This is a genomic window from Candidatus Saccharibacteria bacterium (assembly GCA_016700015.1).
In the GTDB taxonomy this organism is placed as follows: domain Bacteria; phylum Patescibacteriota; class Saccharimonadia; order Saccharimonadales; family Saccharimonadaceae; genus Saccharimonas.
Genome location: CP064995.1, coordinates 489,529 through 508,393, shown reverse-complemented (window position 1 = coordinate 508,393; position 18,865 = coordinate 489,529). Strand labels below are relative to the sequence as shown.

Here is an 18,865-nt window from a genome sequence, read left to right as displayed (position 1 = left end):
GTCACATGAAAATTCTTATTGCGAGTGATTTGCATTGGCCGGTGATTAACGGGGTGGCAACATTTAGTCGTAATTTGGCGCAAGGCATGGCATCACGTGGCCACGAGGTAGTCGTGATTGCTCCCAGCCAGGATGGTAAGAAGTCGGTTGAAGTGGATGGCAACTACACAATTTACCGTGTTCGCTCAACGATATTTCCCTTCTATCAGAATTTCCGCATCAGTCCAACGCCGCAGCTAGAGGTGCGCAAGATTATCCAGGAGTTTGAGCCTGATATCATTCATATTCAGATGCTGCTCTGGATTGGTCAAGCGGCGATGTTTTTTGGCCGACGGGCAGATATTCCGGTCGTGACCACTAGTCATGCGATGGCCGAGAACTTGATGGACAATCTCAAAAAGGCTGCCGTACTGTCGCGACCCATCAACTACATGCTCTCAGAGTATGGGTTGCGTTTTCACTCGCGCGCCGACGTGATCACAAGCCCAACGGCGAGCGGCCTGGAATCGTTTGGTGGGCGTGCCGAAAAAGTATCGCGACCGATTGAGATCATTAGCAACGGCGTTAATCTCGACGAGTATGGGCCCGCTACACCCGATGCGCGTATCTATGGCAAATACGATCTGCCTACTGATCGTCCGATTGTGACCTATATCGGGCGGGTCGATGCCGAAAAACACCTGTCGGTGCTTGTGACCGCGTTTAAGACCGTACTAGAGGCGGTTGACGCACATCTGCTTATTGTGGGGTCTGGTGTTGATCTTGATGTGTTGATTGATTTAGCCGATGAGTATGGCATTGCCGACCATGTGACGTTCACTGGACGCGTGTCAGATGAAGACAAGCTGGCACTTGAGCATGTGGGTACGCTGTATGCCATTCCCTCGCCTGCCGAGCTGCAAAGTATCGCCACGCTGGAAGCAATGGCATGTGGTCAGCCGGTTGTAGCTGTCGACGCGGGTGCGCTAGCCGAGCTATGTCATGATGGCAAGAACGGCTATTTGTTTGATCTTGATGACGATGATCAGATGGCCGATGGTATTATTGCAATTTTGCGTGATCGTAAGTTGCGAGCAAAGTTTAGCAAAGAGTCGCTCCGTATTGCTCGCACACACGATCTGCGCCATACGCTCAAGCAATTTGAAGCACTCTACACGCGCACTATCAAATCCAAACGCAAAGAAGTTGCCGCCCGCCCCACAGGTTGGCGCGACCGTTTGCGTGAGAGCTACTTGGCCGACTACCTGCGCAACTGGCGTGAAGCCGACCCCGACGAATACGATGAACAGTAGCTAGGTGAGGAATTGCGCGATAGCGTGTGCTACGCGCGCGGGCTGTTCGTAGTGTGCTAGGTGACCGACACCGGGAATAATCTCAACTACAAGGGGCTTAATAGCTGCAATGAATTTCTCTTGCTCTTTTAGGGGCGCAACATTGTCGTCGGCTCCAAGGACAAGCAGTAGCTCACGCTTTCGTAAACTGCTGGCAAAGTCGATTGACCCACGGCGATTGATGTCATGGTGTAATTTGCTATAAAACTCAATACTACTAATGTAGTCTAAGTTATCGAAGTGATGGCCATGAATTGCCCGCCGTAGCTCACGATCAGTGGTGGTCATGATCAGTTTAGTGGCGATGCGTGCGATCGTTTTGCTTTTAACCACTCGCTCACCTGCTTTTGGTAAGCGGTAGCCGAGTCCGTATTGCAATGCGCCCAAAATAGCGCCGGCGCGTCGGCTATCGTTACGACGGATAGCTGTAGGTACGGGGCTCAGCAACACACCGCGCTGATCATACAAATCAGGCGCCTGGTGGAGCATGCTACTCACCACTAGTCCACCCATGCTATGTCCAAATATATAGGGTGGCTCTTTGAGGTCAAGTGAGTGTACAAAATCGTTGGCGAGCCGTGCAATAGCATCAATAGTCCAGTTCTCACGATCCGGTAGGCTACTCTCGCCAAAGCCGGGTAGGTCGAGCACGATGCAGCGAAAATCTGGGAGGAGTGGAACGATATACTGAAACCCCTTGTGATTGCCAGTAAAACCATGGATCATGACGATGGTTTTGGTAGCCGCTGGATGATGAATCCAATACACAAAGTGCTGGGTGCCGATAGTCAGTTCATGACGCATATAGCTAGTATAGCAAACGAAAAGTGCCCCGAGCCTTGGCAGGTTGCCAAGGCTCGGGGCGGTGCGGATGGGCTAGCCCTCGAGGAGGATAACCCCGTTGTATAACTCATCCTTCGGCGCTGGTGCGTCCTGGGGTTTCATACTTGCCAGCTCGTCATCGAGCAGCCGCACTGCTTGGACAAGGCTATTGAGCGTGGTTCCAGCATGACTAAGCCCATCAGACCAGTAGGAAGAACCGGTGCTGAAAGCCTGATTGATTGCTTCCGTGACCTCTACACAGTGCGCAAACGTTTGTTCGCGAAGTGCGCGCAGATCGGCGTAGGTAGCCACTCGTCTCTCCTTACTCCAGTGATTTGACAGCCGTCAGGCCACCGAAGACGAAGAAGATGAGCAATCCGCCCATCTCGAGCGCCGCCCACCAGACAAGTCCGGTGACGATACCTCCACTGGTCAGCCCCCCGTGGGTGGCGCCAATGATGACGCCGAGCGGGACGGCGAACACCGCTGCCAGCAGCCCGATGGCCGCCAGGATGCCGCTGATAACCTTCATGATAGCTCCTTTGATCGGGTGCACTACGGATGTAGCTGAACATATATTAACATATATTTGATTATCAGGCAATTACAAATATAAAATAGTTCTTTTTATTCAAAAAGAAGGAAAAACACTACTTTTTTGCGATAAAAGTAGCAAAAGATCGCTTAAATACAGGGATATCAACGGTGCTTTATCGCGCTTCTGGCATCGCGCTCCTGGTCGCGGCGCTTTAGGGTTTCGCGCTTGTAGTAGTTTTTCTTACCCTTGCCGAGAGCAATGACGAGCTTGATAAAGCGGCCTTTGTTGAGCAGCTTGGTAGGTACGATCGACATACCGTCCTTTTTGCGGGCCTGTAGTTGGGTGATCTGTTTGCGGCTGGCAAGCAGCTTGCGCGGCTCGGTATCCACTGTTCGAGCACCTGGCTTGCCGCGTTCGTTGAGCTTCAGGCTAAAGCTGGCATTGTTGAGCCATAATTCGTCGCTGCGGATTGACACAAACGAGCCTTTGAGCTGAATATGCCCATCACGTGCGGCCCGGGTTTCGGGGCCGCTCAGCACCAGCCCGGCCACAATTTCATCGCCTAGTTCATAGTCAAACCGCGCCCGACGGTTGACGATCGGCGCTGATGACGATGACGTTTTCTGCTTTTTGCCCATAAAAGTATTGTAGCAATAAAACACACAGCACACACGCACTCCACCCGAATCTTAAAAAATCTCAAGGGTACGACCCTTGAGATTTTTGAGATAAAAAACAACCCCTGCTTGGGGTGTGTGGTGCTGATAGAATGTGTTGCCGCCAGGCGGCTACGGTGTGCACGCGGGGTGCAGCTTCCGTAGTCGCCTGGCGGGTGTGGGTTAGGCGTGCGGCCCCAACAGCTCCCTCAGCAGCGAGATGAGGGGGTTGGCCTGCTCGCAGAGTGCGAGCATCAGGTCCTCTTCCAGCCCGCCGAGCATCCCGGCGAGCAGCTGCTCGAACTCGCTGCGGCCGCTCTCGCCCAGTTCGCGCAGGTGTTCCTGCGCGTGCTCGCCCTGGGGCGTCCAGCTGAACTGGATGCCGTGCCCGCTCACCTGGACGGTGAAGGCCTCGGGGGCCGTCGTCTCGGTGGTGGCGTCCTGCACGTCAGTGGTCGTGTCGCTGCTGGCCATGGTGTCCTCCTTGGACTAGATGGGTGGCCGACATATTATTTATACACGATAATTTACATTTTGTCAATACGAATGATGTACAACCATGAAAAATGGCCACCCATCTCCCTTTTGTCGGGGTGAGTGGCCGGAATGTGGCCTAGTGCAGGTGTGGTTGGGTGGCGGCATACCACAGCGCCGCCACGAAACCGACAATCAGCACCGTTCTGATGGCGTAGCTACGCCACTGTCGCAAGCGGCGTGCGCGGTGATTGCTGAGCGTCTCGACGCCATGCCCACCATGCACGGCATTCTGCTTCTCGGTGACGTCTGAGCCGTTGGCATCACACATGGTCTCTCCAAGGTGTCGAATCCGAACTGCATGAACATACATATTATACAACTATTTTATTAAATAAACAATTCCAATGTAAAACCACCCCTTCTGCGGGGCTGCTACCACGGAACAGATCCGGAGCAGCCCCGCGGGGGTGGTATTAGTCTCCGGGAGTCACCGCCAGAGTGAACCAGACACTTTGGAGGATACCAGGAAGTTTGATGTCTCCACTGTAACAGAAAGTGTGGTGGGACATAAATCCTCGACGAGGCCTGGAGTCATCCAGGTTTGCTTTGGCAACTGCTTTGATCGCAGCGGCCAACTCGTTCGAACTGAAGCTCGCGACGAATGCGCGATCCTGGGGGCTCGGGAGCTTGACTTTGAAGCGTGCGCTCGCCGTTCGGTTGCCACCATTGGTGTAGTGATGGTCGGCTTCGGCGGCCAGCGCCTCAGTCTTTTCCCTGAGGCCCAGGATGTCATTGAGCCGTGCCAGGCGGGCTTCGCGGGTTTTCAGGTCGACAGCCATGATGTGCTCCAATCTCGTATGGATAGGTCAACTATTTTATAGCACGTCTATTTATATCTGTCAACACAAACAGAGGTCGTGCTATACTGGTATGATGATCGCCGACATACTGGTCACCGAAAAATCATTTGGCCCCAAGCAGTTGATGACAGGGGTTAGACTTTCGATTGATGCCAAGGAAAAAGTCGGTGTAGTGGGCCGCAACGGCGTGGGCAAGTCGACACTGTTTTGCATTGTGGCTGGTATTGATACCGACTACACCGGCGAGGTGGTGTTTCGGCGCGGTGTTACTGTCGTGGCGACAGCCCAGGAGCACCACGCGGGCCAGATGAGCGTGATGGAATATATTTTGCAAGGAGTACCAGAGTATGCCGAGCTGCGCCACGCTATTACTACCCTGCCCGCGACAATGGGCGATGATTTAGCAAAAATCCATCAGTACACTGAGGCGCTTGATCGCTACGGTCGACGTGGTTTTTATCAGCTTGAAGAACTGGTGGCCGAAGAACTCAAAAACTTTCAGCTCTCTGGGGTTGAGTCCCGCCCACTATCGACACTCAGCGGTGGCCAGAAGCGCCTGATTGAAGTAGTGAAAGTGATGCACAGCGACGCCGATCTTGCCCTGCTCGACGAGCCGACCAACCACATGGACTACGTGGCCAAACAGCAGTTTATTGACTGGGTGGGCCGCGCCAGCGAGGCGATGCTGATCATCACGCACGACCGAGACGTGCTGAAGTGTGTTGATCGAATTGTTGAGCTAAAAGACGGTATAGCTGTCAGCTACAAAGGTAACTACGATGCCTACCTAAAACAAAATGCTCATAGTACCGGCACTGCCATGACCGAGTACGAGCTAGTGGAGCGACGTAAGCGCAATCTGCGCGACAAAGTGGTACAATTCCGCCGCCTCAAAGAAAAGGCGCGCGACCCCGATACTATAAAGCAGTTTAAGCGCCGTGAGCAGCAGGCGGAAGTGGAGCTGAACGAGCTTGAAAAGGTAGAAAAGCCGACGTTTTGGATTGACCGCGACAGTGTAGAGCAACTGGACTACAAAGTAGCCGGTCGGTACGACAAATACAAAGCTCGCAACATTCGCTTGTCGCTAAAAGACGGCGATATGCGCAGCCAGCGCAAGCTGGTAGAAGCACGCGATGTGGCCCTTGGCTATGGCGACACACCACTGTTTAGTGGTGTGAATATTGATCTACGTGAGGGTGAAGCCGTGGAGCTTCGCGGTCGCAACGGCGCCGGTAAAACGACACTCATTAAAGCGTTACTTGGCGCCGATATCATGATGTTTGATGGCTTATTGACGCTTGATCCGCACGTGCGCGTCGGGATATATGAGCAGGAGATCGCTCCTACTTACTTGTTGCTGCCACTGCACGATGCAATTGAACGCATGTATCTCGACCGAGGGTTGGCTATTGGCGAGACGAAAATTCGCCAGCTCATGGGCGATTACCTATTCACTGAAAATGATGGTGGCATCGCGCTTGAGCGGCTGAGCGGTGGGCAGAAGGCCCGCTTTCAGCTAATAAGCATGCTCGCGAACGATCCACAGCTGCTCATCCTCGACGAGCCGACTAACCACCTTGACCTTCCGAGTATAGAGGAGCTGGAACTGGCGCTGGAACGCTACAGCGGCGCAATTCTGTATGTGAGTCACGACAATTACTTCCGTAGTAAAATTAGCGGGACAGTTGTCAATATCGGAGGATAAAATTCAGCAGCAAAGGTGGTATAATAGTCATACCTAAGGAGGTGATGAAATGGCCGGTTCGACGTGTCCGCGTTGCGGAATGACGCTGAAGCCTGGTGAGCGCTGCTGGAATCCCAACTGCCCCACCAACAAGTAGTCACGTACATCAGGCAACCCTCTTTGCTCATGGGCAAAGAGGGTATTTATTGCCCCACTACTCCTTTTGGCACACTACTGCTAGCGTGCCCACAGCTAGTGCCGCTAGGCCTGGGGTGCGACCAGGCCTTTTTCTTTTAATACTTCGTCGATCCGTTTCCGATCAAAGCCGCGGATAATGACGCCATCGATATCTGTGACGGGAACACCGGTGCTTTGATGGTCAACTTTGGCCATTAGCTCATCGTATGCGCCAGCATCTTCCTCGATGTCTTTACTTGTAAATGCCACGCCCAGGTGTTCAAGGTATTGCTTCTCAGTTTTGCAAAACGCGCACCACGGGGTGCTATAAATAATAACTTTTGCTGCTGTATCTGCCATAGTTTCCTCTCTTCTCTTTGCTACTAGTATAGCGTAAGAGAGGCTGGGATTGCAAATCGCTTCTGTTTTTTGCTACACTACATGCATGATACAGCACCGGATGGCTGCACGGGGGTTTGCACTCCCCACCATTGTCATAGCGACGGTGATTTTGTTTATGGTACTTGTGGCGACGATCTCGAGCGTGACCAGCACCAGTGTGGCACTCGACAACCAATACTACCAGCAGCTTGCCAAAGACGCAGCTGAGTCAGGTTTAGCGCATGCGCAGGATTGTCTGAATGCTAGTGGCCTTAGCGCTCTGTGGACGGGAACGGAGCTTCACCCCGACACGACCTGTGCGGGGGGTGTTGGCTGTGCGGGGCAAGCGAAGTGCTATGTAATACAAACCAGCACTTTTCGGAGTACCTACACGGTTGATTCGCCAGTTTCGGCAACCGATAACGGCGTGAAGCTTCAGGCAACCGGTAAGGTAGAACTACTTCGTACTAGTACCAATGCAGTATGGAAGACATACACTGCCGAACTCAATCAAACTTCAAAGTCGACGATTGATACAGACAATGTTGTGATGGGTGGTAGTGGCGATGGTGTCTATATCTCAGCGCTCGGTAAGGACGGACAAATCTGGTCGAGTGGAATAAATAACTATGGGCAGCTGGGCAATGGCAGTACAAGTACGGCCTTGAACCCGGTGCGCTTCAATGCGCCAACGACAAGTCCTTTTGCCTCTATCTCTGCTCATTCATCTGGTATGGGCGGTACTTTATTTGGGATAACCGCGGACGGCAATGCGTACGGGGCGGGTATTAATAACTACGGGCAGCTTGGAAACGGAACGTTTACATCGCCCGTCTCTACCCCGACACTGTTTATTTTGCCAGGGGGTAAGACTGCACGTAAGGTAGTCAGCCACTCCTCGGCTACGTTTGTTATTACGACAGATGGCAATGTATATGCGGCGGGTGCCTGTGCCAATGGGCTCCTAGGCTACAATTATACGATCTCAGGGTGTAGTAACCAGTCGACTCCCCAGCGCGTGGCGCTGCCCACACCTGATACATCCAATCCAAATACCCTGCCTAGTGACAATATTGTTGTTGACGGGTCACTTGTTGCGCTGCGTATGCAGGGCGGACGGGTATATGTATGGGGCGAAAATCGCGAAGGTCAATTGGCACGTGGTGTCGCAAACGGCCATACATCTTCATCAACACCACTTCAATATGGTGATTTTGGAAACAGCAATTCACGCCGTGCCACAAAAGTTGTAACAGATGGACTTACCGTATGGGTGATGGCTGACGACAACCAAATTTACTCGTCGGGATGGAGTGTGTGGGGTCAAACGGGTAATACTTCGATGGAGATATACCATCCTCAAAGTGGCAAATGTATCGACAACAATGCTGGCGACGGCACAACTGTAATACTGAATGCATGCAGCCAAGGTACTTCGCAGCAATGGCGCGTACTTACTGATAGTCGAATTCAAAATGTGGCGTCAAGCCGTTGTCTCGAGAATACCAATGCCGACGGCTATAATATTCAGTTGAATGCCTGTAGTACAAATGCTCAACAATACTGGGGAGTGTTTGGAGGTGCGGTGCGCTATTACAATATCATGACCCTACAGGGTGGAGTAGCTGCCGGTAAGTCATTGGAGAATGAAGGGGCCAATGGAACGACAATTAAGTTATATCCAAACAATTATTCTAGCGGTAACCAAAATATCATGATGGACTCCCCTTGGATTTCCAGAATGGATGACACCTGTTTTAGTGGTAAGCGGCCCATGGATGCCGCTGGAGACTGGCTATCGCTCAGCTTTTTAACTGACAGCGGCGAGTTGTTTAGTGCTGGGTACAATGGCTTTGGAGCATTTGGTACTGGTACGCCTGCCAAATATGTACCGACATGTGCGAAGTTTGGCATGCCGAACGGTGTGACGGCCACAGGTTTTGGCATTGGTAGTGTCGGTACGGTCAATCTATACGCCATTGGCAGCGATGGTGGGCTATATATGGCTGGGAACAATGACTATGGTCAGCTGGGCACGAACACACAAAACGAAGGTAATAATGCGGGCGTAAGAAGAAGTGGGGTGTTTGACACTAATACACCAGCGGTTTCTGTGATGAGCTCGTATGGGACAACAGTTGTCATAACAGCAAGTGGTCGTATATATGCCTGGGGCAACAACCAGTGGGGACAGCTCGGCAATGGCACTACGAGTCGTGTGCTGGTGCCAACTCTTTCGAGCCTTAACCGAAACACCGCCGAGAACTTCTAGAGGAGTTACTTATTATTCGTTTCGCGCTGGCTAGTTAAGTACCAACCGCCATCAATGGGTGATTGGTAAACGCTGAATTGTAGGTCGGGCTGGTATTTTATTGTTTCTGCGGCGCCCCGCTCAGCAGCTTGTTTGGTGGCGTAGCGTACTTTATTTTTTTCTGCGGCTGGCTGGTCGCGACGATATAAAACATATTTTGGTTTGTTGCGCCTAGGCATCTAGTCGAGCTCTCTTTCTTCTGCTATACTATACTAGTACATGAGTAACAATACAAACGAGGGGAACAAGCCCGTTCTACCTGCGAGCGTTTTGATATTGACCATCGCTGATACAACGTGGCGCATGTTCGTGCCCACCATCAGCCTAATACTACTCGGTAACTTGGCAGACGACACTTGGCACACCAAGCCGTATGGCTTGCTCATCGGGGCTACGATTGGTGCGCTCATCGCCGGGCTGCTAATAAAGCAACAGCTAGCAAAGGACGTATAGCACGATATGGAAATTCCCCCTATTCACTTGCCCGCTTCGACACTTTTTCATGTCGGTCCTCTTCCTATCACCAATACCATGATACTCGGTGGGCTTGGCGTGGTTCTCATGCTAGCTATTCTCATCGCAGCGGCACTCCAGGTGAAGGCAGGAAAATCTAATCGTTTCACCGGCTTTGTACAATGGGTGTTTGAAGGTATGTATGGCAATATCTATACCATTATTCCCGACAAAAAAATTGCCGCAAGCATTGCGCCGCTAGCGCTCACTATCTTTTTCACGGTACTCTGTACCTACTGGGTTAGTATCATTCCTGGTGTCGGCTCGGTAAAGCTCAATGGACATGAATTGCTGCGCGGCTTGCCGACTGACCTTAATTTTACAACCGCGCTGGCGTTTGTCACCATGACAGCCGTACAAGTGTATGCAATCAAACATCACGGTTTTTTCAAAAATATTGGTCGCTACCTCATCAACCCACTCAAAGATCCGATTGGTTCATTCGAGGGGCTACTTGAAATTGTTGGCGAAGCATCTCGTCTACTTGCGCTCAGTTTTCGACTGTTCGGCAACGCATTCGCAGGTGAGGTGCTGCTGATGATTGTCGGTGCACTGAGCGGCTATTTTGCAAGTCTCAGTTTGCCATTGTTTATGGCGTTCGAGCTGTTTATAGGCTTTATCCAGGCGTATGTATTCTACATGTTAACCCTTATTTTCGCTGCGCTCGCTACTATGAGCCACGGCGGTCATACATCACCCGATCACTCCTCTGCCCCAATACCTGTTGGAGCAATGGACTGATGATAATAGGTGTAAAAGATAAGCAATAAGGATAAAAGGAGAACACTATGGAGCTAAAAGAACTTGCATTTGGGCTAACCTACGCATTGCCTGCATTTGGCGCGGCAATCGGCATTGGGTTGATTGGTTCTGGTGCGCTTAGCGCATTTGGTCGTAACCCAGAAAAATTGAGTGATATCCGCACACTCATGATCACTGCGATCGTGTTTGCTGACTCACTCGCAATCATTGGTATCATTGTGGCATTTATCGCAAAGGCATAGTACGCGCATGAATATCCTGACAACATTTGCAAGTACAACGGAGGCTCCAGAAGAGAGCGTCGTTACTGCACTTGGCATTGATGGGACACTACTGATTTTTCAAATTGTTGCGTTTGGGCTTTTGACATTTGCGCTTGGGAAATGGGTGTACCCAGTTTTCATTCGCACGATTGATAAACGCCAAGCAATGATTGAAGAGAGCACTCGGGCAGCTGTTGAGGCCGAGAAAAACGCGGCCAAAACTCAAGCAAAGATCGACAAATTGCTGACAGAAGCACGCGTGGAAGCACGTGAGATCGTTGCGACAGCGAAAGACGAAGCCTCAAGTATGGTCGCTGATGCCGAGACAAAGGGCAAGCAGCAGGCCGAGCACATTGTCACGATGGCACGTGAGTCGCTCGCGAAAGATGTCATTGCTGCCAAGAAGGCGCTTCACAATGAGACGATCGAGCTCGTGGCGCTGGCGACGCAAAAAGTAGTGACTGGTGCGATAACACCGGCGATTGACGAAAAAGTCATCGCTAAAGCACTCGAGGCGACAAAGTAAATGGCTGACAAGCTTTCTCGCAGTAAACTGGCCGCCTACGTGGCTGATGAAATGCTAGCAGGTCGTTCACTCGACCAGGCCCTGCTACATGTCGCTGGCTACCTGGTCGAGTCTGGCCGGATTCGTGAGTGTACCCTAGTGGTGCGAGCAATTGAAGACACGCTCGCTCGCCGCGGTACGGTCATTGCGTCGGTTACAACTGCTCGCCCGCTCGACAGCGAGCTGCGTCAGCGGGTTGAGGCATTGATTGCAGCCAATACATTATATATCCGCGAGAAAGTTGACCCTTCAGTTATTGGCGGCGTACTTGTCGAAACGCCTGGGTTGAAACTCGACGCAACTATAAAGCATAAACTCCTGGCGCTTAGCCGGGCTAAGATATAGGAAGGACAAACGGATGGCTGATATAGCAGTAACAGAACTATCCAAGGGCCTACGTGATGCGATTGCGAAGCTAGACCTTGATGGCAATATGGAACAAGTAGGTATTGTGACCCGTGTGGGTGACGGTGTGGCATGGGTGCACGGGCTCACAAACGCTGGCTACAGTGAAGTGCTTCAAATCGAGACTAAAACCGGTGTCGTCGAAGCATTTGCGCTGAACCTCATGGAAGATGAAATCGGTGCTGTACTTTTAGGTAGCGACCAAGGTGTGGCCGCCGGTGACAGCGTAAAACTTAAGGGTGAAGTGCTCAGCGTGCCGGTTGGCGAAGATCTACTGGGCCGCGTGGTTAATCCGCTTGGTGAAGTGCTCGACGGCGGCAGGCCACTTACCACTAAAGCGCGTGGTCGTGTAGAGCGCGAAGCGGTGGGTGTACTCGGGCGCAAGCACGTGCACGAACCGCTCATGACCGGTATTATGGCTATTGATTCCATGTTCCCTATTGGTCGCGGTCAGCGTGAGCTGATTATTGGCGATCGTCAGACTGGCAAGACTGCTATTACCATTGATACTATGATCAACCAGGCACGCCAGAAAACCGGTGTGGTGAACGTGTATGTTGCTGTTGGCCAGAAACTCAGCAAAGTTGCTAGGCTAGTAGAGCGTCTTAAAGAAGAAGGTGTGATGGAGCAAACTATTGTAGTGGCGACCAGTCCTAGCGACCCAGCCTCACTACTATACCTGGCACCGTATGCCGGTACTGCTATGGGTGAATACTTCCGCGATAAGGGCGAACATGCGCTGATGATTTATGATGACCTCACGAAGCACGCTGTCGCCTATCGCCAAATGTCACTTCTTCTTCGCCGTCCACCGGGCCGTGAAGCGTTTCCGGGTGATGTGTTCTATCTACACTCGCGCCTCCTTGAGCGCAGCAGCAAGCTGAGTGACGACCTGGGTGGCGGTTCACTGACTGCCCTGCCGATTATCGAGACTCAAGCCGGTGACATTTCAGCCTATATTCCTACGAATGTGATTTCCATTACCGATGGGCAGATTTTCATGGAAACTGATCTATTTTACCAGGGTATTCGGCCAGCTATTAGCGCGGGGCTTAGCGTGAGTCGTGTGGGTGGTGATGCCCAGACCAAAACTGTAAAAAGCGTATCGGGTCATTTGAAGCTAGGTCTGAGCCAGTTCCGCGAGCTTGCCAGTTTTGCGCAGTTTGGGAGCGACCTCGACGAAGCCACCAAGGCGCAAATTGAGCGCGGTCAGCGCCTCACCGAGCTTTTGAAACAACCACAGTACCAGCCGATGAGCGTGTGGGAACAAGCGGCTAGTGTGTTTGCGGTGAGCGAAGGTTTATTTGACGAAGTGCCGTCAAGCAAGATCAAGGATGCTCAAAAAGCCTTGCTGACCCGCCTGTGGGCCGATGACAAAAAAGCTATGCAAGAACTGACAAAAGGTACCGACAAGCTCGGAAACGACAGTGCGGCTGGCAAACTGATTACCAAGACCGCGAAACTAGTGGCGAAGGGATTTGAAGGCTAATGGCCTCGACGCAGCAGCTAAAATCGCGTATCCGCTCGGTGAAGTCCACTAAGCAGATTACCAAGGCTATGCAAATGGTCGCAGCGAGTAAAATGCGTCGTGCGCAAGATGCAACTAAGGGCAGCGCGCCCTATGCCCATGCGGCCAACGAGCTGCTGAGTTATTTGTCGAGCCAGGGGGCAACCAATGGCCATAGATGGTTTACTGCTCGACCAGTGAAGTCTCGCATGATCATCGTGATTGCGAGTGATAAGGGCTTGGCTGGCGCATACAATGCCAATGTTCTCAAAGCCTATGTACAGAATTTGCGCTCTGATGACAAAGACGGTGTGAAGAACTACACAGTCGCTGTAGGTCGCAAAGCAGCAAGCTTTGTCACGAGAATTAAGCACACGGAAGTGGTTGGGACCTACGAAGATTTACCAGATCACCCTGAGGGTTCACAATTTCATGCAATTCTCAACACAGCAAAAGATGCATTCGAGACGAGAAAAGTTGATGCGGTTGATGTTATTTATACCAAATTCGTCAGCAGCATTACGCAAACCGCTGATGTGATAAGGCTCTTCCCTGCTGGATTTGTCGAAACGGAAGTGAGCGAATTTGTGCGCGATGCCGAGTACGAGCCGTCGGTCGAGCGCGTGCTCGATGATGTGGCTTATCGGCTAGTGGGTTCGCGACTTTTCCAGGCGCTCCTTGATGCGCGCGCCAGTGAGCATAGTATGCGTATGTTAGCGATGAAAAATGCAACCGACAATGCAACCGACCTAGTAGACGATCTGACGCTAGCGATGAACAAAGCCCGTCAGGGCGCAATTACCCAGGAGCTGAGTGAAATTAGTGCGGGTGTGGAGGCGATGAAATAATGTATCACGTAGACAAAGGCAAAACAACATTTGAGTTGTATGAGGAAGAGAGGCGTAGCTGTAGGGTCACCCTAACGCCTGGCATTATTCCGCCCTATCTTCTTGAGAGTGTGGCTTACGAGCTGCGGCAAGAAACGCTTGCACGAGTAGCCGCTGCAGTGGGGGCACTCGCTCAGCAAAAAGCCGCACTTGAGAGAACTGACAAGACAGCGCAAAACGATATGGAGAATGAAGGCGGCCCAATCAACGACAAAGAACAAGGAGTAAGTGATGACTAAAGTACAGACCGGAAAAATTATACAAATTGTGGGTGTAGTGGTGGACATTGAGTTTGCGAGCGGTGGCCTCCCTGCGATTTACGATGCTTTACGCATCGAGCACGAAGGCCGCATACTAACGCTTGAAGTCGCGCAGCATCTCGATGAACAAACAGTTCGCGCTGTGGCGCTTTCAAGTACCGATGGTCTAAAGCGTGGGCAGGCAGTTGAAGCGACCGGTGCGCCAATCAATGTGCCAGTTGGTCCGGAAACCCAAGGACGCATGTTCAATGTTGTTGGTGAGCCGATTGACGGCAAGCCGGCGCCAAAAGGTAAAACTGCGAGTATCCACCGCGAGCCACCAGCGCTGAGTGAGCAAACCAATAAAACCGAGATCCTTGAAACCGGCATCAAGGTTATTGACCTGATTGCGCCGATCGCTAAGGGTGGCAAGGTAGGTCTCTTTGGTGGTGCTGGTGTTGGTAAGACCGTGCTGATTCAGGAGTTGATTAACAATATTGCTAAATTCCACTCTGGTAACTCGGTGTTTGCTGGTGTTGGTGAGCGCACACGTGAAGGCAATGACCTTTACTACGAAATGAAAGAAGCGGGCGTGCTGGACAAAACGAGCCTCGTGTTTGGCCAGATGAACGAACCACCAGGGGCACGTCTGCGCGTGGCGCTCTCTGGTCTTGCTATGGCAGAAGCGTTTCGCGATGACGGTAAGGATGTGTTGCTATTTATCGACAACATCTTTCGCTTCACACAGGCCGGTGCTGAGGTTTCTGCTCTGCTTGGACGCCTGCCAAGTGCGGTGGGCTATCAGCCGAACTTGCAGCAGGAAATGGGTGCACTCCAAGAGCGCATTACGAGCACAAAAAAGGGTTCGATCACGAGCGTCCAGGCCGTTTACGTGCCGGCCGACGACCTGACCGACCCAGCCCCAGCAACCACATTTGCCCACCTTGACTCGACGATTGTGCTTAACCGTGCCCTGACAGAAATTGGTATTTATCCGGCGGTTGATCCACTTGATAGCAACAGTACCATTCTCGATCCGGAAATCGTCGGCGAGGAGCACTACCAGGTTGCGCGCGAAGCCCAGCGAGTACTGCAGCAATATAAGGAATTGCAAGATATCATCGCCATCCTTGGTATGGAAGAGCTTAGTGATGACCAGAAGCAAACCGTGGCCCGTGCTCGTCGTTTGCAGCGTTTCCTTGCTCAGCCATTTTTCGTGGCCACTCAGTTTACAGGTAACGAAGGTGCCTACATAAAGGTTGCTGATACCGTAAAAGATGTCAAAGACATTTTGAATGGCAAATACGATAGCAAGCCAGAAAACTGGTTCTACATGGCTCCAGGCCCCTTAAGCGAGAAGAAGGACTAGCAACACATGGATTTCGAACTCATTACTCTTTCAGGAAGCAAGATCAACGAAAAGGTATACGAAGTTATCTTGCCAACTGTTGATGGTGAGATTGCTGTTTTTCCCGACCACGAGCCGCTCGTAAGTGTGGCCAAGACCGGTGTCATATGTGTCCGTCGCGACAAACACCACAGCAATGAGCAACTTGAGTACTTTGCGATTAGTGGCGGTGTGATTGAAGTTGGCAACAACCATGTACGGGTACTAGTTGATGAGGCTGAGCATGGTGATGACATTGTTGAGGCTGAGAGCAAAGCTGCACTTGACCGCGCCTTAAAGCTTCGCGATGAAGCCACAGACCAAGTTGAACTCGAGAAGGCCCACCAGTTAGTCGATCGTCATGCTGTCCGGCTCAAGGTTGCCGACCTACATCGACGTAAACGCCGAATGTAGCATCATATCAAACGATTTTTGGATCAATACCGACCAAGTGCTTTACGAAGCAGCTTGCGACTACGCATATAGTAAGCCTCGCGCATAGTGGCTGCAATAAGTGGAGTAAAGTCGCCACTACGTAGCAATTTGAAAAAGCGGGTTTGTACAGCGTTAAATCCGTGGTCAAGATTGATATGCCTGGCGATTGTAGCAACATCGGGGTGTGCAACTATCTTTCGTAAATACTGAAGGCGCCTACCGAGTGGCTTCCTATGACGATAGTAGAACTCCTCGAGCAAGATGCTCCGTACGTTGTACATAAAGTAGTAGTCAATCTGCGGGTTTAGATCATACACTCCCTTGCGGTCGCTTAGTAATCGCAGCTCTCGAATGAGCAGTAGCGCATTATCAAATTGCTCCTTACAATATCTGCGCGTCAGCGAGTCGTTGTTGTCGCGGTATTGATAAAGGTGATCTTCAATCACAACTACCTTTTTCGCATCAAGAAACGCTCCATACGTCGCCACGCCATCTTCACCGATTTTGATTGTTTCGTCAACGGCTAAAATATTTGGTTCTATAATTTCGCGGCGAAAAAGTTTATTCCACATCGCCGCGTAGATTCCAAAATAGAAAAATTGTCCACTATAGAGCATTTTTGGGTAGAGCTCTTTTTTTAAGCGTGCTTTGTTATAGACACCAAGCGGGACACGCTGTCCGACTGGTACATGATGCTTGGCATAGTGGAACGCTGCGCCGCAAGTAACGATATCCGCTTGATGTTTTTCGGCATACCCAACCATGATCTTGGTCATATTTGGCGATAGCCAGTCGTCGGCATCGACAAAATGAACATAGGCGCCCTTGGAAAGCTTCAGGCCAGCAGTGCGTGCATAAGTTTGGCCCTTGTTGGCACCGTGCAGCACCTGAATACGTGCGTCATGGGTCGCCAACTGGTCGCATAGGTTGCTCGAGCCATCGGTTGAGCCATCGTCAATAAGCAGGAGCTCAAGGTGAGGGTATGTTTGCATGAGGATACTTTCAACACACTGCTCCAGATGTGGGGCTGCATTGAACACTGGCACAATAATACTAACAAGTGGCTGCTTCACTCTGTTATGATAGCATGAATATATACAAAAGAAGTACCCCGACCTTCCCTGCGCGCGATGGCAGGAAGATCGGGGTGTGGATACTCCTGGCGAACTCTATCTTTTGATAGGTCACCGGGCTACGTATGTGATAGTATTACATCGATCTTTTCTAGTAAAGCACGAACGTCTTGCGTAGTTTTACAATGCATTAGTTGGTCGCGCAGATCACTCGCACCGTCAAAATCGCGGATATAGATTTTGAAAAAGCGCTTGAGGGTTTCGAATGGCCGGCCCGTTTGCTCGTGATAGCGGTCATATTCGTCAAGATGAAATAGTAGTAGACTAATAAGCTCACTGCGCTCATGGCCGCTTGCATCGCCATGTAGCATTTGGAAACAAAAAGGATTTGCGAACACACCGCGACCAATCATGACGCCGTCGACGCCATGCTGTGTTGCAAATTCCAGGCCATGCTTGCGGTCGCGGACGTCGCCGTTGATCACGATGAGCGTTTGAGGAGCAAGCCTGTCGCGCAAAGCAATAATTTCGGGGATAAGTTCAAAATGCGCGGGCACTTTGCTCATTTCTTTTTTGGTGCGTAGATGTACAGTAAGCACGGCTATGTCTTGGCAGAGTAGGCCACCGAGCCAATCACGCCACTCATCGACGCTGCTATAGCCAAGCCGTGTTTTGACACTGACGGGCAGCCCTGACTGTTTGGCTGCTGCAATCATTTCGTAGGCCTTTTCTGGCGTGCGAATCATGCCAGCTCCGCCACCGGCCTTAACGGCAGATTGATCGGGGCAGCCCATGTTAATGTCGATACCATCATAGCCGAGGTGCGCACAATGGATGCCAAGTGCAGCCATCGCCCCCGGGTCGCTCCCCCATAGCTGCGCGACAATTGGGTGTTCGTCGCTTGTTTTGATAAGTCGCCCGCCAATAGCTTTGTCACCCGCCCTGTGCCAGCCAGTGGCATTGGTAAATTCCGTGAAAAAGACGTCGGGCCGGCCAGCTTGGGCGACGACATGACGAAACACAACATCGGTCACCGCCTCCATGGGCGCAAGGATGAAAAAGGGTGTAGGGAGTCTGTGCCAAAAGGTCTGCATATAATTAGTATAGCGAATATTAAAAGCGGCTCCTGGCTATCAGTCGAAACTGACAGCCAGAAGCGGAGCCTCATACAGGGTTCGAACCTGTGACCTCTCACTTAGAACGTGAGCGCTCTGCCACTGAGCTAATGAGGCTGGTTTTGCGGGTCGCACCACCGATTTGGTGGTCAAGTGGTGCGACCGCGGTCGAGCCGGGAGGATTCGAACACTCCGCTTCTCTGGGGTTCTCCAGAGTATGCCCTGCTACACTAACGGCTCGGGGGGGAGAGGCCGGGATTCAAACCCGGGTTTGCGCGGTGCGCCGTTCTTAGTCGTTAAACTACCTCTCCTGGTCGGTCCTGCCTGTCTGTCTGGTAGACACACCGAACAAGACCGCTGTCGTATCCTAGCATGAGGGGTGGTGTAATGCAAGCACAACCAATAAAAAGAGGCCGACAGGCGCGCTGGAGGAATGCGCGTCTGTCGGCCGGAGAGAGCTCGACCTCACTAAAGCGG

24 protein-coding genes and 3 tRNA genes are annotated in these 18,865 nt (G+C 51.6%); 13 read left to right on the top strand and 14 right to left on the bottom strand.

The genetic code is table 11. From position 1 onward, the window contains the following. Positions 1-5 precede the first annotated feature (5 nt). Positions 6-1,292 (top strand): glycosyltransferase, encoded by a 1,287-nt coding sequence (locus tag IPM09_02855; GenBank protein ID QQS21442.1) that lies wholly within the window; start codon positions 6-8, stop codon positions 1,290-1,292. Here the strand turns inward: IPM09_02855 and IPM09_02850 are convergent, their stop codons facing one another. The 7 genes from IPM09_02850 to IPM09_02820 form a co-directional block, all read right to left on the bottom strand. Then, complete coding sequence (locus IPM09_02850; GenBank protein ID QQS21441.1) at positions 1,293-2,135, bottom strand: alpha/beta hydrolase; 843 nt, start codon at positions 2,133-2,135, stop codon at positions 1,293-1,295. Between the two features lie 72 nt (positions 2,136-2,207). Then, a complete protein-coding gene (locus IPM09_02845; protein ID QQS21440.1) occupies positions 2,208-2,465 on the bottom strand; it encodes a hypothetical protein in 258 nt (85 codons plus the stop codon). A 10-nt stretch (positions 2,466-2,475) separates the two neighbouring features. Continuing rightward, a complete protein-coding gene (locus IPM09_02840; protein ID QQS21439.1) occupies positions 2,476-2,685 on the bottom strand; it encodes a hypothetical protein in 210 nt (69 codons plus the stop codon). A gap of 167 nt (positions 2,686-2,852) precedes the next feature. After that, on the bottom strand, positions 2,853-3,329 hold the full coding sequence (gene smpB, locus IPM09_02835; GenBank protein QQS22448.1) for an SsrA-binding protein: 477 nt from the start codon (positions 3,327-3,329) through the stop codon (positions 2,853-2,855). A 201-nt stretch (positions 3,330-3,530) separates the two neighbouring features. Beyond that, the gene (locus IPM09_02830; protein ID QQS22447.1) at positions 3,531-3,821 is read right to left on the bottom strand and encodes a hypothetical protein; all 291 of its coding nucleotides are present in this window, start codon (positions 3,819-3,821) and stop codon (positions 3,531-3,533) included. A 139-nt stretch (positions 3,822-3,960) separates the two neighbouring features. Continuing rightward, positions 3,961-4,194 carry a hypothetical protein gene (locus IPM09_02825; GenBank protein QQS22446.1) on the bottom strand — a complete coding sequence of 78 codons (234 nt, stop codon included), beginning with the start codon at positions 4,192-4,194 and terminating at the stop codon, positions 3,961-3,963. Positions 4,195-4,297: 103 nt separating this feature from the next. Beyond that, positions 4,298-4,663, bottom strand: coding sequence for a hypothetical protein (locus tag IPM09_02820; GenBank protein ID QQS22445.1), 366 nt, complete (start codon positions 4,661-4,663; stop codon positions 4,298-4,300). A 94-nt stretch (positions 4,664-4,757) separates the two neighbouring features. On the opposite strand from IPM09_02820, the gene IPM09_02815 reads away from it, so the two are divergent. Continuing rightward, positions 4,758-6,389 (top strand): ABC-F family ATP-binding cassette domain-containing protein, encoded by a 1,632-nt coding sequence (locus IPM09_02815; protein ID QQS22444.1) that lies wholly within the window; start codon positions 4,758-4,760, stop codon positions 6,387-6,389. A gap of 240 nt (positions 6,390-6,629) precedes the next feature. Here the strand turns inward: IPM09_02815 and IPM09_02810 are convergent, their stop codons facing one another. Continuing rightward, the gene (locus IPM09_02810; GenBank protein QQS22443.1) at positions 6,630-6,905 is read right to left on the bottom strand and encodes an NrdH-redoxin; all 276 of its coding nucleotides are present in this window, start codon (positions 6,903-6,905) and stop codon (positions 6,630-6,632) included. Positions 6,906-6,990: 85 nt separating this feature from the next. Here IPM09_02810 and IPM09_02805 point away from each other — a divergent pair, with 85 nt between their 5' ends. Beyond that, positions 6,991-9,198 carry a ricin-type beta-trefoil lectin domain protein gene (locus tag IPM09_02805; protein QQS22442.1) on the top strand — a complete coding sequence of 736 codons (2,208 nt, stop codon included), beginning with the start codon at positions 6,991-6,993 and terminating at the stop codon, positions 9,196-9,198. A gap of 5 nt (positions 9,199-9,203) precedes the next feature. Here IPM09_02805 and IPM09_02800 read toward each other — a convergent pair whose 3' ends face one another. After that, complete coding sequence (locus IPM09_02800) at positions 9,204-9,416, bottom strand: hypothetical protein (GenBank protein ID QQS22441.1); 213 nt, start codon at positions 9,414-9,416, stop codon at positions 9,204-9,206. 40 nt (positions 9,417-9,456) lie between these two features. Between IPM09_02800 and IPM09_02795 the strand changes: the two genes are divergently transcribed. The 10 genes from IPM09_02795 to atpC are packed head-to-tail and all read left to right on the top strand — an operon-like array spanning position 9,457 to position 16,179. Continuing rightward, positions 9,457-9,690 (top strand): hypothetical protein, encoded by a 234-nt coding sequence (locus tag IPM09_02795; protein ID QQS22440.1) that lies wholly within the window; start codon positions 9,457-9,459, stop codon positions 9,688-9,690. Positions 9,691-9,696: 6 nt separating this feature from the next. Further along, complete coding sequence (locus IPM09_02790) at positions 9,697-10,491, top strand: F0F1 ATP synthase subunit A (GenBank protein ID QQS22439.1); 795 nt, start codon at positions 9,697-9,699, stop codon at positions 10,489-10,491. 47 nt (positions 10,492-10,538) lie between these two features. Beyond that, positions 10,539-10,754: an ATP synthase F0 subunit C gene (locus IPM09_02785; protein ID QQS22438.1), complete on the top strand. Its 216-nt coding sequence runs from the start codon at positions 10,539-10,541 to the stop codon at positions 10,752-10,754. A gap of 7 nt (positions 10,755-10,761) precedes the next feature. After that, positions 10,762-11,301, top strand: coding sequence for a F0F1 ATP synthase subunit B (gene atpF / locus IPM09_02780; GenBank protein ID QQS22437.1), 540 nt, complete (start codon positions 10,762-10,764; stop codon positions 11,299-11,301). Further along, positions 11,302-11,685: a F0F1 ATP synthase subunit delta gene (locus tag IPM09_02775; protein ID QQS22436.1), complete on the top strand. Its 384-nt coding sequence runs from the start codon at positions 11,302-11,304 to the stop codon at positions 11,683-11,685. 13 nt (positions 11,686-11,698) lie between these two features. Continuing rightward, positions 11,699-13,234 (top strand): F0F1 ATP synthase subunit alpha, encoded by a 1,536-nt coding sequence (locus tag IPM09_02770; protein ID QQS22435.1) that lies wholly within the window; start codon positions 11,699-11,701, stop codon positions 13,232-13,234. Then, positions 13,234-14,100 carry an ATP synthase F1 subunit gamma gene (gene atpG, locus IPM09_02765; protein ID QQS22434.1) on the top strand — a complete coding sequence of 289 codons (867 nt, stop codon included), beginning with the start codon at positions 13,234-13,236 and terminating at the stop codon, positions 14,098-14,100. The genes IPM09_02770 and atpG overlap by 1 nt, the downstream gene beginning before the upstream one ends. Continuing rightward, a complete protein-coding gene (locus IPM09_02760) occupies positions 14,100-14,378 on the top strand; it encodes a hypothetical protein (protein ID QQS22433.1) in 279 nt (92 codons plus the stop codon). Before atpG ends, IPM09_02760 begins: the two co-directional genes overlap by 1 nt. Continuing rightward, positions 14,371-15,747 carry a F0F1 ATP synthase subunit beta gene (gene atpD, locus IPM09_02755; protein ID QQS22432.1) on the top strand — a complete coding sequence of 459 codons (1,377 nt, stop codon included), beginning with the start codon at positions 14,371-14,373 and terminating at the stop codon, positions 15,745-15,747. Before IPM09_02760 ends, atpD begins: the two co-directional genes overlap by 8 nt. Positions 15,748-15,753: 6 nt before the next feature. Next, on the top strand, positions 15,754-16,179 hold the full coding sequence (gene atpC, locus IPM09_02750; GenBank protein QQS22431.1) for an ATP synthase F1 subunit epsilon: 426 nt from the start codon (positions 15,754-15,756) through the stop codon (positions 16,177-16,179). A 23-nt stretch (positions 16,180-16,202) separates the two neighbouring features. Here the strand turns inward: atpC and IPM09_02745 are convergent, their stop codons facing one another. From IPM09_02745 to IPM09_02725, 5 genes are all read right to left on the bottom strand, one after another. After that, positions 16,203-17,273, bottom strand: a complete 1,071-nt coding sequence (locus IPM09_02745) for a glycosyltransferase family 2 protein (GenBank protein QQS22430.1) — start codon at positions 17,271-17,273, stop codon at positions 16,203-16,205. A gap of 119 nt (positions 17,274-17,392) precedes the next feature. Further along, entirely contained in the window at positions 17,393-18,367 is a 975-nt protein-coding gene (locus IPM09_02740) for a tRNA-dihydrouridine synthase (protein QQS22429.1), read from the bottom strand. A 66-nt stretch (positions 18,368-18,433) separates the two neighbouring features. Next, positions 18,434-18,505, bottom strand: a tRNA-Arg gene (locus IPM09_02735). A gap of 51 nt (positions 18,506-18,556) precedes the next feature. Then, positions 18,557-18,629, bottom strand: a tRNA-OTHER gene (locus IPM09_02730). A 3-nt stretch (positions 18,630-18,632) separates the two neighbouring features. Further along, positions 18,633-18,699, bottom strand: a tRNA-OTHER gene (locus IPM09_02725). Between the last annotated feature and the right edge of the window lie 166 nt (positions 18,700-18,865).

Excerpts from the sequence above, each read along its gene's own strand:
- IPM09_02855 (QQS21442.1), top strand. The coding sequence starts at position 6 with ATGAAAATTCTTATTGCGAGTGATTTGCATTGGCCGGTGATTAACGGG.
- IPM09_02850 (QQS21441.1), bottom strand. The coding sequence starts at position 2,135 with ATGCGTCATGAACTGACTATCGGCACCCAGCACTTTGTGTATTGGATT.
- IPM09_02840 (QQS21439.1), bottom strand. The coding sequence starts at position 2,685 with ATGAAGGTTATCAGCGGCATCCTGGCGGCCATCGGGCTGCTGGCAGCG.
- smpB (QQS22448.1), bottom strand. The coding sequence starts at position 3,329 with ATGGGCAAAAAGCAGAAAACGTCATCGTCATCAGCGCCGATCGTCAAC.
- IPM09_02830 (QQS22447.1), bottom strand. The coding sequence starts at position 3,821 with ATGGCCAGCAGCGACACGACCACTGACGTGCAGGACGCCACCACCGAG.
- IPM09_02825 (QQS22446.1), bottom strand. The coding sequence starts at position 4,194 with ATGTATGTTCATGCAGTTCGGATTCGACACCTTGGAGAGACCATGTGT.
- IPM09_02820 (QQS22445.1), bottom strand. The coding sequence starts at position 4,663 with ATGGCTGTCGACCTGAAAACCCGCGAAGCCCGCCTGGCACGGCTCAAT.
- IPM09_02815 (QQS22444.1), top strand. The coding sequence starts at position 4,758 with ATGATCGCCGACATACTGGTCACCGAAAAATCATTTGGCCCCAAGCAG.
- IPM09_02810 (QQS22443.1), bottom strand. The coding sequence starts at position 6,905 with ATGGCAGATACAGCAGCAAAAGTTATTATTTATAGCACCCCGTGGTGC.
- IPM09_02805 (QQS22442.1), top strand. The coding sequence starts at position 6,991 with ATGATACAGCACCGGATGGCTGCACGGGGGTTTGCACTCCCCACCATT.
- IPM09_02800 (QQS22441.1), bottom strand. The coding sequence starts at position 9,416 with ATGCCTAGGCGCAACAAACCAAAATATGTTTTATATCGTCGCGACCAG.
- IPM09_02795 (QQS22440.1), top strand. The coding sequence starts at position 9,457 with ATGAGTAACAATACAAACGAGGGGAACAAGCCCGTTCTACCTGCGAGC.
- IPM09_02790 (QQS22439.1), top strand. The coding sequence starts at position 9,697 with ATGGAAATTCCCCCTATTCACTTGCCCGCTTCGACACTTTTTCATGTC.
- IPM09_02785 (QQS22438.1), top strand. The coding sequence starts at position 10,539 with ATGGAGCTAAAAGAACTTGCATTTGGGCTAACCTACGCATTGCCTGCA.
- atpF (QQS22437.1), top strand. The coding sequence starts at position 10,762 with ATGAATATCCTGACAACATTTGCAAGTACAACGGAGGCTCCAGAAGAG.
- IPM09_02775 (QQS22436.1), top strand. The coding sequence starts at position 11,302 with ATGGCTGACAAGCTTTCTCGCAGTAAACTGGCCGCCTACGTGGCTGAT.
- IPM09_02770 (QQS22435.1), top strand. The coding sequence starts at position 11,699 with ATGGCTGATATAGCAGTAACAGAACTATCCAAGGGCCTACGTGATGCG.
- atpG (QQS22434.1), top strand. The coding sequence starts at position 13,234 with ATGGCCTCGACGCAGCAGCTAAAATCGCGTATCCGCTCGGTGAAGTCC.
- IPM09_02760 (QQS22433.1), top strand. The coding sequence starts at position 14,100 with ATGTATCACGTAGACAAAGGCAAAACAACATTTGAGTTGTATGAGGAA.
- atpD (QQS22432.1), top strand. The coding sequence starts at position 14,371 with ATGACTAAAGTACAGACCGGAAAAATTATACAAATTGTGGGTGTAGTG.
- atpC (QQS22431.1), top strand. The coding sequence starts at position 15,754 with ATGGATTTCGAACTCATTACTCTTTCAGGAAGCAAGATCAACGAAAAG.
- IPM09_02740 (QQS22429.1), bottom strand. The coding sequence starts at position 18,367 with ATGCAGACCTTTTGGCACAGACTCCCTACACCCTTTTTCATCCTTGCG.